This is a genomic window from Flavobacterium frigoris (assembly GCF_900111075.1).
GTDB lineage: Bacteria > Bacteroidota > Bacteroidia > Flavobacteriales > Flavobacteriaceae > Flavobacterium > Flavobacterium frigoris.
In genome coordinates, this window is the sequence record NZ_FOFZ01000017.1 from 35,214 (window position 1) to 47,689 (window position 12,476).

Genomic DNA, 12,476 nt, shown 5'->3' on the forward strand with positions numbered 1-12,476 from the left:
ATCCTTATCCTTAAGCTAGAAGAATCAACCAAAAAGTTATTGTACAACACAAAAAGAAAATTTTAACTAAAAAAGTGAAACAAGTATTGCGTTTTGCTATCAAAATATTTAGTTAAAAAAAGCTAACACAAGGAAATAAAATCTTAAATTACTAGTACTTAACTTCAAATTTTAAATAAAATATGGCTGAAGCACTCTATTTTATGCCAGATATAAGTGGCTTTTCGGATTTTGTAAATGAGACAGAAATAGAGCACAGCATCCATATAATAGCTGAATTGCTAGAACTTTTACTTGATAACAATACGCTTAACCTCCAACTCGTAGAAATCGAAGGTGATGCCCTGTTCATGTTTAGCACAAAGATTCCTAGTTATGAAGAGTTGATGCAACAAACAGAAACAATGCTGGAAGAATTTCATAGACACACAAAAGAGTATGATACTAAACGAATTTGTACGTGCGGTTCCTGTAAGACTACCATCGATTTAGACCTTAAATTTTTAGTCCATTATGGCGACCTAACGATGATAAAAGTCAAAAATATCATTAAACCTTATGGAAGAGAAGTCATTCAAATCCATCGATTACTAAAAAATCAAGTACCCGTTCAAGAATATGTTTTATTTACTGAGAACATCTATATACTCTATCAGAATAATATGATAGAAAGTTGGACAAAAAAAACGGAGATATACGATTTGCAAAATTTAAATTATTTCTACAAAATTTTGGATAATATCAAGCTCAAAGTGGAAGAAGAATCGCAGAAAGAAGCGCAAAAAAATGAGGATTTTACCATTCCTGATGCTATAATAAATAGAACGTTTAATGCCAACATTGAAAAGATTCACCGCTACTTAAGTGAACTAAAATACCGCCATATCTGGGATAAAGAAGTTATGAGAGTTGAATTTGATGAAAATGAAGTCAACCGAGTGGGCACCGAACACAATTGTGTTTTAAAACTAGGGACTTTAAAATTTGAGACTATTAGCAGACCATCAAAAGACAGCTTGATTTATGGTGAAAAAACCGAGAGTATCATTTTTCTAAAAAAATTCTATTACCTCGTAAATTTACATGCGCTAGATTTAAACGCCACTGAAATAAGTCTGAACTTGTATCTAGAATATACATTCCTGGGGAGTTTTATGAAAAAAAGCATCTTAAAGCGCATTACAAAAATGTGGCAAAATAAATTAGAATCCTTACATCAAGTTACAAAGAGTGAACTTTTTCCATAAATTATCTTAGGTCCTAGCTGACGGAAGTAAAAAATATTGTCACCTCTTCAAAACCTGAAAAATATCTTAAATTATCCCTAGAAATTAGCATCTCCTTTTTTAATAAGTAACTTTACTGTTATGAAGAAAACTTTTTTTATACTCATTGTATTTCTACTAATAATTGCTAGCGGATATTCTTTTTATCATTTCAAAACCTATACTGATATGCCTGCTTTGGCTAAATTAGAATATAAAGGAATGAACTTGGTAGCACCTATTAAAGAATTAAAAAACGCCACTTTTGATGAATTGAAAGCATATCACATCAATTCGATATCTTTAATTCCTTACGCTTTTGTTGATGTCGACAATGCCTCTATACACTATAATAACAAAAGACAATGGTGGGGCGAAAGAACAGAAGGAATTATCGCCAGCAATCAACTTGCCCATGATTATAAAATGACGGTAATGCTAAAACCGCATCTTTGGGTAAACCATAACTTTTACACCGGTAATTTAGATTTTTCAACTGATACCGAGTGGAAAAAATGGGAAACCGATTATGAGAAATACATTCTTGATTTTGCGCAACTAGCCCAAAAAGAAAATATAGAGCTTTTTTGTTTCGGAACTGAATTAGGAAATGCCGTTGCAAAAAGACCTGAATATTGGTTTCAATTAATCCATAAAATCAAAAAAATATATACCGGAAAACTAACTTACGCTGCAAACTGGGATGATTTTGATAAAGTCCCTTTTTGGAATCAGTTGGATTACATTGGGATTGATGCCTATTTCCCTTTATCAGATGCTACGACACCCGCAGTAGCCGACCTTAACAAAGCATGGCAGCAACACATCCTAAAAATGGAAAAACTGCAAGCCAAAACAAAAAAGAAAATAATCTTTACAGAGTTTGGCTACCGTAACTCAGATCAAGCAGCCAAAGAACCTTGGACAGAAAATCAAAATAGCATTAATAATTTGGCCCAAGCCAACGCCTATGAATCCTTATTTCAATCTTTAACTAAAAAAGACTGGTTTGCGGGAGGATTTGCCTGGAAATGGTATGCCGATGAATACCATAAAGAGGAAAAAAACAGTGTTGATTACACACCGCAGGATAAACCTGCACTTGAAACCATTAGAAAATGGTACCAATAATTTAAAATTAAAAAAATGACTCCACACAAAAATAAACCCGTACTTGTCTTTGATGTAAATGAAACCTTACTGGACATGACGCCTTTAAAAATATCAGTTAATGCATTACTTGGTAATGAGCAGGGCTTCCGAATATGGTTTGGTATGTTATTGCACTACTCCACTGTATCGAATAGTATCAATGAATATTATGACTTTAGTACTATTGCCGCAGCTACATTAGGAATGGCAGCTACCTCAATGAATAAAAAAATAGACGAAGATGAAATAAAAGAAGCACTTTCTACAATTAAAACGTTAGAAGCATATCCAGATGTTAAGAACGGTTTAAAGCTCTTAAAGGATAATGGATTTAGATTGGCTACATTGACCAATTCTCCACCTCATGCGCTAAAGCAACAGTTAATCAATTCAAATTTGACCGATTATTTTGAACAGACATTGAGCATTGATAGTCTTAAAAAATACAAACCTGAAGCAGCAACCTATTTATGGGCGGCAAAAGAACTAGCTGTGCAACCTGAAGAAATGCTTATGATTGCAGCACATGGTTGGGACATAGCAGGTGCATCTCACGCTGGTTTAGCGACCTGCTTTATTGCTCGTGAAGGGCAATCTATATATACTTTATCTAATAAACCTGATTATGTAGCTGATGATATTCTAGCGATCGCTGAGCAACTAGTTGCGGCTTATAAATAATAGCTAATAGTACGTTTCTAACTTCACTATTTTACATAAAGCAACAAGAATATTTTGGGCGTGACCCTATAACCCCTGATAGTAATCGGGGGTTTATAGGGTCGGGCTATCCGTTGCAAGTCCTCAACAAGTTTCGCTATCGCTACACTTATTTGTGGGCTTTTCACTGCTATCCCTCACGCGAGTAATGTGGAATTAAATGCTTTAAGGAGGTATTTTGGATTATTAAAAGAAGGAAAATACTTTAATCTAAATCAATAAAAGATACATAAACTTTTGTATATATACTAGTTGCAATACATATTGTTGCCAAATTTTGCGGTGAAAAATTTACTCTGATATCGTTAAGCAGAAAGTAATTTACTTCAATGTAAACGATGCAGTTTGCGTCCAAATAGATTAGTGCGAAATCGTTAAGCAGAAAGTAATTTACTTCAATGAAAGCGATGCAGTTTGCGTCCAAATAGATTAGAGCGAAATCGTTAAGCAGAAAGTAATTTGCTTCAATGAAAGCGATGCAGTTTGCGGCGAAATGTATTGCGGCGAAAAATTGAATAACGAAAAAACTTTGTGGTGATAAATACATATTGCAACACTGGTTTAGCATGATGGGGAATTTAGTGGAACTACGTTTATTTTCATATATTCGTGTAGCCAAAAATAATCTGCTTAAAAGTTCCCCAACAAGCTAAGCCAGGAAACGTTATAGGTAATTTTGAAAAAAAAAGAAACGACAACATAAATTATAATGGAATATAAACAAACAGAAATGAAATTGAAATAATTATTATAAGAATTAAAGCAAAAGAGAGTAAAATTTATTGCAGCATATTTATGTATAAAGACAAATAATTAAAAAACAAAGTGGACGAAATAAATATACCATATCATTTAGCAATACCGACAATTTTTAATCTCATTGGACTTTCAATGATATTATTTTATCGAAAAAGACTGTTCTCTAAAAATAAATTACTTTGGATAAGTATTACAGTATTTTTAGTTCTTTACTTAGTAATTGTTGGAAATGCTACACTTGATGCTATTTTTTATCATTGGGACTTAAATCGATACGACCTTGACAAAAATGGAATGTTTTCTGGAATAGAAATTACAGAAGAACAGAATCAAGCAATGAAAAAGTTGACAAATGATACTGGAAGAAATTTTTCTTTCATTACAGGTTTTATTTTTGCTTCAATTATTGCAACCGTGGCTTATTTTTCGGGAAGACTAATTTTAAAACACAGAAATTGAAAATAATAACTTGGAATTGTAACGGAGCGTTTAGAAAAAAAATTGAACATATTTCAGCATTAAATGCTGAAATTTATATTATTCAAGAATGTGAAAACCCGATCGCGCGGATATATACAGAATTGTATTCTGTGCCCGCAAAGATTACAGCTGCTGCTATTTAAATTATAATGTAAAAATTTAAGTTAAAAATACTTTGCGTGATTGCCGCGCTACGCTCGCAATGACTTGGTTTCTACTAATACTTATTCATCTCAATAGAGGAAGTAGAAACCCGATCGTAAGGATATACACACAATAGTTAGCGCAGAATTGTATTCTGTGCCCATAAAGATTAGCGCTGCTGCTATTTAAATTATAATGCAAAAAGTTTAAGTTAAAAATACTTTGTGTGATTGCTTCGTTCCTCGCAGTGACGTGGTTTGTACTAATAATTATTCATCTAAATCGAGGAAATCGAACTCGTAGAGATTCTTTCAGAATGACAAACGGAGTGGTGTTTGATTGCGAATTCTTTTTGCATCCCAATCCCTCGGATTTACTACGATAATTAACGTAGAATTTCATCCTGTACCCACAAAATTTAGTATTGCTACGTCTCGACGAAAGCATCTACAAAACGAACAGGATTATCTGGTATAATCATATCTTCTAAACTCAAAAAGACCATCTGATTTCGCGGAATTTCTGTGATGTGTTGCATCTTTAAATCTAAAACTTTTCTTGCTTTTGTATAAGGAATATGTATTATATTTGAAAGAACATAACGACTGTTTTTTTAACAGACTGACGTTGTCGGTAATTTTCCCTGAAAGCAACGAATATTTTACTTAAAACTATGAAATGAAAAAAAAAATATTTCTTATATTTATATTATTTAGCTCTTTCAGTTTAAATGCTCAAAATTATGTTTTCAACACTTTGACAAAATATTCATCAAAATTTGATAATAATAATAATAATAATGGCGAAGTAATAAGTTATTCTAATTCGAAAAATGATTCGTATTTTTTAAGACTTAAAAAAAATCAAAATTCATTTACTGCAAAACTATATGATTATAAAAATTTAAAAGTTCATGAATATACAGTAATTGAATCGAAATCAAAAGATGAAATATTTTTTAAATTTAACTATGAAGATACGACTGAATTATATTATTTTAATAAAAATGATTATAAAAAATATGTTTTTACTTTCCAAACCATAAATATAAATGATAGCATTAAAAAGGTAAAGTTTAATGTCTATAAAAACTCAAAAAAGAAAAAGTATCTTATGGAATATGAATTAGAAATAAAAAAAAGTAATGAAAATTTATTTCCAACATTCAGAATAAGTTGTATGCATCCATATGAGTTTCTTGAAAGACTAAATATTTTTGAAAATGGTGTTGTAATAAATGCAAAAGGAAAAACTTTGTCTGGAAACGAAATCGAATTTAAACTAGAGGAATTGAAAGTAACTAATTTTGAATTAGATATACCACAGCAATAAAAAACTCGATCGCACGGATATACACACAATAGTTAGTGCAGAATTGCATTCTGTGCCCGCAGAGATTAGCGCTGCTGCTATTTAAATTATAATGCACAAAGTTTAAGTTAAAAATACTTTGCGTGATTGCTTCGTTCCTCGCAGTGACGTGGTTTGTACTAATACTTATTCATCTGTATTGAGGAAGTAGAGTTCGTAGAGATTCTTTCAGAATGACAAACGGAGTGGTGTTTGATTGCGAATTCTTTTTTGCATCCCAATCCCTCGGATTTATCTTCAATCTGGTGCTCCCTTACAACGACAACTTAATTTTAAAAAAAAAACGTAGCATTTGTAATGCGGTTCAAATAGCCATATAATCAACTTTGTGTGAATATAGTAATGCGATTGCCACGAGATGCTCGCAATGACTAACTTTGCGGAAATTATTTGAAGTTAGCAACTTAAGTTTGCTGATTACAAACATTATAGATTTTGAGTTTGCACAATAACTGATTATGTAGCCAATGTTACTCAATAAAATGCATAGAAAATAGTGGTGACTTATAAATATTAATGAACTGAAAGGGAATGGATAAACTAGAAAAAGGGGAGTTTTACGGAATACATTACCAGAAGTCAGCTTTTGACAACATAATTATTACAGATACTGAATACACCCATAGTAAAGTCGACTGGCATTATCATGAAAACCCTTATTTTACTTATCTTCTAGAAGGTAAATTATTTGAATCTAACAAAAAAGAATCTTATTATTTAGAACCCGGTAGTCTATTGTTTCATAATTGGCAAGATGCGCATTATAATATAAAACCGACTGATTATACTAGAGGTTTTCATATCGAACTTAACGAAAACTGGTTTTCAAATTTTGATATAAAGACATTAGACATGCAAGGCAGTATTAATTTGAGAAACCCTTTAATTAAAAACTTGATCAACAAAGTATTTATCGAAACTAAAATTAATGATCAATATTCACATTTAAGTATCGAAGCGTCATTGATTGAACTATTTAATACCATAACTGAACCCGCAGAAAAGATCTACAAAAAACCATTATGGGTAAACAAACTACAAGAGCTTCTATGGGAAGAAGAAATAGATTATTCTTTAAATAATTTAAGCTCCATTTTAGAAATACACCCAATTCACTTATCAAGAGAGTTTAATCGCTATTTTGGGACAAGTCTAGGAAATTACATAAGATTACTCAAACTCAATAAAGCGTTTTACCTTATTACTTCAAACAAACTATCCATGACAGAAATTTGTTATCAATGCGGTTTTTACGATCAAAGTCATTTTATTACCAATTTTAAAAAAATCTATAATACCACTCCAAAAAAATTATTAGGAAAAATTTGCTGATGTTAATTTTATACAATTTTAGATCGTTTAAAAAATTTATTTTTACAGCTCAATCAAAATCAATCAAAAAATGAGATTTCAAAACAGCGTATTATTTTTTTTCCTCCTTTTTATTCTTTCTGTTAATGCACAGCAAATGGAAGAATACGCACATCCTTGGGAAGGAAAGCTAGAAAATTCTAAAACATTCCATTTTACAGTAACAATAGAAAACTTAGGGTTTGAAGATGCAACATTCAAAATTTCAAACGATCACAGCATTATTAATTATCCGTTTAAAAAAGCAAATATCACACAGATAAATATTCCATTTGCAGAAAATTTATTTTTCGAAGGTACTATTGCTCCAAATGGCAAAGAAATAAATGGATTTATCAAATCTGGATTACTGCTGTATCACTTAAAGTTAACTAAACGAAAAAACAATTCTTTTGTAGGGATTTGGAATGTATTAATGGTGGATGAACTGAAGTCCCAAAAGTTCTTTTTAAGTATCGAAAACGGCTCTGACAATGATTACCAGGCCTATCCTATTTTTGGAGACAATCGCTTTACAGGCACTTGGTGTACTAATTTTCAAAAAGAAAACAATAAAATAACATTTAACGATTTTAAGACGGGATTACAATTTAAAGGAACTTTATTAACTAATGAAATTCAGTTGGAAATATTCTTAGGAAACCACCTAATCACCCAAGTAAATTTGATTAAATCCACAACCGATTGGAAAATTGGTGGTTTCAGTACTAATAATAAAAAGTCAAAGCTTTCACTTGTTGAAATGGAAAACCTTATATCAAAGGATTCGTTACCCAATACACATTCCGTTTTAATTTCGAGAAATGGCAAACTTATTTATGAGAATTATTTTGATGGTTATGATGCAAATGTCCCACACGACATGCGTTCGTCATCAAAAAGTATTTCTTCTGCAATTGTAGGCATCGCACAAGACCAATCATTATTCAAAAGTGTGGAGCAATCTATTTTTGATTTTTTACCTGCAAAATATCAAATTCAAAAGGACCGTATAAAAGAGAAAATAAACATTCAAAGTCTTTTGACAATGAGTTCAGGATTAGATGCCATTGATTACGGTATTAATGCCAATCCAAAATCTCCTGCAGTGGAAGATAACTATCAAATGGCAAACGATTGGACAGCGGCAGTACTAAGTGCTCCAATGATAAATAATCCGAATACAAAAGCAAATTATGGTTCTGCAAATCCTTATTTACTTGGTATCGCCATGGATTCTTTAATTTCAGAACCTTTGGAGTTGTTTATGGATCAGAATTTATTTCAAAAACTAGCTATTTCAAACTATATTATACAAACTGATTTGAATGGAGACCCCTATTTTGGAGGCGGAATGTATCTCACTCCAAAGGACATGTTAAAATTTGGAGAACTATACCTAAACAAAGGAAAATGGAACTCAAAACGCATAATCTCTGAAAAATGGATCGAGAGCTCATTTAAGAATTATCGCGTTTTAGAAAACACAAAAGATAAAAATGGATACGGCTATTTGTGGTGGCACAATATCTACCAGAGCAACGGCAAGAGTATTGAATCAATCGAAGCTCGAGGCGCTGGAGGACAATATATTTTTGTTGTTCCTTCTTTAAAGACTGTAGTCATTATAACATCTGGAAATTATAGAAATGGAAAAACGCAACAACCCGAAACCATTTTTGAAACATATATTCTACCTTATCTTGAAAACTAAAGCTAGTTTGCAACCACATTTCTAAATAATGTCTAGGTTAGGTTTTGGTTCTACGCCACTACTTATAGCTGTAAAGCATTTAGTGATACAAAACTCAAAAGGCAGTTAGTTCCAAATGGAACAAACTGCCTTTTTTCGAACAAACAATTAACCACTATTTATTTTGATTCCTGAAATAACATCGCTGCAGAATTCATGCAGTACCTCAATCCAGTAGGATTAGGACCATCATCAAATAGATGTCCTAAATGCCCTTCACAACGGGCACAAACAATTTCGCCACGCACCATTCCCAGACTTTTATCTACCACTTCTTTTACTCTATTTTGATTAATTACATCATAAAAACTTGGCCATCCAGTACCTGAGTTAAATTTTGTTTTAGATGAAAACAAAGGCAATTTACAAGCGGCACAAAAATAGTTTCCTTTTTTATGGTTGTCATTAAATTCATTTTGATAAGGACGCTCTGTTCCTTTTTTACGCAAAACGTAATATTGATTAGGAGTCAAAACTTTTTTCCATTCTACATCCGTTTTAACTACTTTCTTCAACGAGGTATCTGTCAATGACAAAACTGGTTGCTGTTGCATTGTAGTTTCTGTTGATGCAGCAATTACTTTTTCACTTTTATTTGCTTGCATACATGCCATAAAGCCAAAGGCTATAACAGGTAGTACTAAGAGTTGTTGGTATCGTTTCATAATTTTAATGATTAGGTTTTAACTTTCCTTTATATGTTTTTTTGAACTTGTTATACCTTGGTATTGAAACACCTCTCACATAAGGCTGATTGGGATTTAGTTTCACATAATCTTGGTGGTAATCCTCCGCTTCATAAAAGTCCATAACGGGTTTTACCTCAGTAACAATCGGATTGGCGAAAACTTTATTGGCGGTAAGCTCCTTAATTTTGTCTTCGATTATCTTTTTCTCAACTGCATTTTTATAAAAGGCAATCGAACGATAGGACGAACCTTTGTCAGGTCCTTGTTGATTGGGTGTTGTAGGATCTTGTGAGGCAAAAAAAATAGCCACTAACTCTTTGTAAGGAACCACCTTTGGATCATAATACACTGCTACAGACTCAGCATGCCCAGTCCTTTCAGAGCTCACTTGCTCATAGGAAGGGTTTTTAGTTGTTCCTCCAGAATATCCAGATATTGCTTCGTCTACTCCTACCACAGCTTCAAAAACGTGTTCACTGCACCAGAAACAACCCTCGGCAAAAACAGCAATTGCTTTTCCTTTTTTTGGTTCTAAAGACAATTTCTTCGTCTGTGCATTACAACTTAAAATTGTAAACAACACGACTACGTAACTTGCTAATTTAATTTTCATTTGCTCGCATTTATTTGTTTTATCGAATCTATTTAAGGCAGTCATCATTATGGATCTTTAAACCCACAATAACCTTGTTTATTTTATAATTCAATCTATTTAAATATACGGTTGATTTCTAGATTTGGTTTTGAAACAACTCCTAAAGTTTTGTTAGTTTTTTACACTTAACGTTTCTAATATCTTTTCTTCAAAACCTTGTAACGCTCTGATCGCATAATCTACCTTCTTTTTGGATTTATATTTATACGATACTTCTAGGAAGTTTTTAAAGGGAACATTTGGTTGTACTTGCAACGCATCATTCTTTCTATAATTTACTTTAATGGGAATATCTTTGTAATAGGTGAAATATTCAGGATGCGTTATCACTCCTAAAGTCGAACAATCAAAAGGAATAAATCCTCTAACGCCAAAAAACTTCTCATTCTTCTCCATCCAAGGCTGAACTACGTCAAACAACCATTTATCAGCTTCATTGTTCATGTCTAAACTAGCCAAATCAACATTACCAATAAACGTGTAAGAACTGGGTTCATAGCCCGCAAAAACAAGCGGAATAGACGAATTCAAAACCACATCCATCGATTTATAGTCAAACTCGTAATTGTAGTCAAACACATTCAATTTTCCGTTTCCGGGATTAAAAGGCAGTCCAGGAGTTCTTGCTGCGCAAATTGAAATTTTCTCGATTTGCGGAATAATATCGGGGTGATTCTGAATCAATGACGCAATATTAGTCATTGGCCCCAAAGCTAAAATAGTCAACTTTTCTTTCTTCAAAGCTTGATATAACGCTCTCGTTCCCTCATTTTCCACTCCTAAATCATCCGCTTTTGGCGATCCTTTGTAAACCGGAATTGAAGCGCCTCTATTATGCCATTTTAGGATTTTATTAATCACATCATAGCTATAATCAACATAAGTAATCGAGCTGATTCCTACAATTTCGATTTGAGGTTGCTTCAAAGCCATTATCAAGGTGATTCCATCATCTACCTCACGTGGCGTTTTATCAGGCATCCCAATCATAAGATCCGTATCAAACCATACTTTAGTTTGTGCTTGCAATGATGCTGTGAGCAATAATGCAAAAAGTAGTATTTTATTCTTCATAATATTTTATTTTAAAATTAAATCCCGAGCAAACGTTAATAAAGTTGCTTTCGTTTTCAATTCCATTTTCAAAGGCAATTGTGCTAATCCTATTAACCTACGCATGATTTCAGCACCTATAAAACCATTTAAAATGGTCGTGTTTAATTCCTCAAAAGAGTAGTAGTTTTCTTTTATATAAGCGATAGTAGATTCCTTTTGCTGGGTCAAATACATATGCGCTAAAAAAACTCCGAGATCAAATTCGCGTAAGCCATAAAAGCAAAACTCAGGGTCGATCACCTTAATTCCTTCCGCCGTTTTTAACCAGCTCCCTGGATAATAATCGCCTTGTAATAAGTATTTCCCTTTTGACAGATACAAAGACCCCAGTCGCTCAATTTTTTGCTTCAATTCGGAGTCTTTTTTATAAGACATCGCCACAGCTTGCAAACCCTCTTGAACCGCATCTAAATCAAAACCATTTTCTTCTCTAAAAGGATATTCAAAAATATGTTCATAGTTTAGCTTTCGCATTTCTGTGTTTTCCAGCTCATCATCAACAACCGTTTTCTGAAAACTTTGGTGCAAACCATTCAAATAGTTTACCAACTGACGTAACTCTTCTTCTTCTATTTTTTGTTTTAAATCATACAAAACAGTGAAATCATTTGACTTCCCTAAATCCTCTAAAGCAATTAAATTATTCATCGCATCAATCCCTAAAAGTTTGGGCATAATTTCCTGCACTTCTTGAACAGCTGCTATTTTTTCATAAAAAGCACCTTCCGTAAGTACCCGATTTGCAGGTGCCAGAACCTGTGGATATTTCTCCACATAACCTCTGGATTGCTTGATAATAAATGAGCGCGTTGCCATTTCTATTCGCAATACACAATTCATATTTCCATCGCCTGGCTTTGATATAGCAACAACCGTCTCGTCCTCTTTTAACCATTTTTGTTGGTGTAAATAAGCAGCCAATTCCTTTGGCTCACTTGCATTTAGTATAAACATATTTTACATTTTATTTGGGCGTTACCACAAGGGTCGGGCTATCCGTTATATTCCCGCTAAATAAAAAC

12 protein-coding genes are annotated in these 12,476 nt (G+C 32.8%); 8 read left to right on the top strand and 4 right to left on the bottom strand.

Annotation, left to right across the window (positions count from 1 at the left end):
* The first annotated feature begins 182 nt into the window (after positions 1-182).
* The 8 genes from BMW63_RS15970 (at position 183) to BMW63_RS16005 (ending at position 8,955) form a co-directional block, all read left to right on the top strand.
* Positions 183-1,247, top strand: a complete 1,065-nt coding sequence (locus tag BMW63_RS15970; protein ID WP_074724460.1) for a DUF2652 domain-containing protein — start codon at positions 183-185, stop codon at positions 1,245-1,247.
* Positions 1,248-1,367: 120 nt separating this feature from the next.
* A complete protein-coding gene (locus BMW63_RS15975) occupies positions 1,368-2,396 on the top strand; it encodes a glycoside hydrolase family 113 (protein ID WP_074724461.1) in 1,029 nt (342 codons plus the stop codon).
* 15 nt (positions 2,397-2,411) lie between these two features.
* Positions 2,412-3,098, top strand: a complete 687-nt coding sequence (locus BMW63_RS15980; RefSeq protein ID WP_074724462.1) for a haloacid dehalogenase type II — start codon at positions 2,412-2,414, stop codon at positions 3,096-3,098.
* Positions 3,099-4,028: 930 nt separating this feature from the next.
* Complete coding sequence (locus BMW63_RS15990) at positions 4,029-4,355, top strand: hypothetical protein (protein WP_083380526.1); 327 nt, start codon at positions 4,029-4,031, stop codon at positions 4,353-4,355.
* Positions 4,352-4,519, top strand: a complete 168-nt coding sequence (locus BMW63_RS18290) for a hypothetical protein (protein WP_217643742.1) — start codon at positions 4,352-4,354, stop codon at positions 4,517-4,519. Before BMW63_RS15990 ends, BMW63_RS18290 begins: the two co-directional genes overlap by 4 nt.
* A gap of 679 nt (positions 4,520-5,198) precedes the next feature.
* The gene (locus BMW63_RS15995; RefSeq protein WP_074724465.1) at positions 5,199-5,852 is read left to right on the top strand and encodes a hypothetical protein; all 654 of its coding nucleotides are present in this window, start codon (positions 5,199-5,201) and stop codon (positions 5,850-5,852) included.
* A 570-nt stretch (positions 5,853-6,422) separates the two neighbouring features.
* On the top strand, positions 6,423-7,223 hold the full coding sequence (locus tag BMW63_RS16000) for a helix-turn-helix transcriptional regulator (protein WP_074724466.1): 801 nt from the start codon (positions 6,423-6,425) through the stop codon (positions 7,221-7,223).
* 70 nt (positions 7,224-7,293) lie between these two features.
* A complete protein-coding gene (locus BMW63_RS16005) occupies positions 7,294-8,955 on the top strand; it encodes a serine hydrolase domain-containing protein (RefSeq protein ID WP_074724467.1) in 1,662 nt (553 codons plus the stop codon).
* Positions 8,956-9,113: 158 nt separating this feature from the next.
* Here BMW63_RS16005 and msrB read toward each other — a convergent pair whose 3' ends face one another.
* The 4 genes from msrB to BMW63_RS16025 all read right to left on the bottom strand — a co-directional run bounded on the left by msrB (position 9,114) and on the right by BMW63_RS16025 (position 12,408).
* Positions 9,114-9,659 (bottom strand): peptide-methionine (R)-S-oxide reductase MsrB, encoded by a 546-nt coding sequence (gene msrB / locus BMW63_RS16010; RefSeq protein ID WP_074724468.1) that lies wholly within the window; start codon positions 9,657-9,659, stop codon positions 9,114-9,116.
* 4 nt (positions 9,660-9,663) lie between these two features.
* A complete protein-coding gene (msrA, locus tag BMW63_RS16015) occupies positions 9,664-10,296 on the bottom strand; it encodes a peptide-methionine (S)-S-oxide reductase MsrA (protein ID WP_074724486.1) in 633 nt (210 codons plus the stop codon).
* Between the two features lie 153 nt (positions 10,297-10,449).
* Positions 10,450-11,412, bottom strand: coding sequence for a nucleoside hydrolase (locus BMW63_RS16020; protein WP_074724469.1), 963 nt, complete (start codon positions 11,410-11,412; stop codon positions 10,450-10,452).
* Positions 11,413-11,418: 6 nt separating this feature from the next.
* Positions 11,419-12,408, bottom strand: coding sequence for an aminoglycoside phosphotransferase (locus tag BMW63_RS16025; protein ID WP_074724470.1), 990 nt, complete (start codon positions 12,406-12,408; stop codon positions 11,419-11,421).
* Positions 12,409-12,476 lie beyond the last annotated feature (68 nt).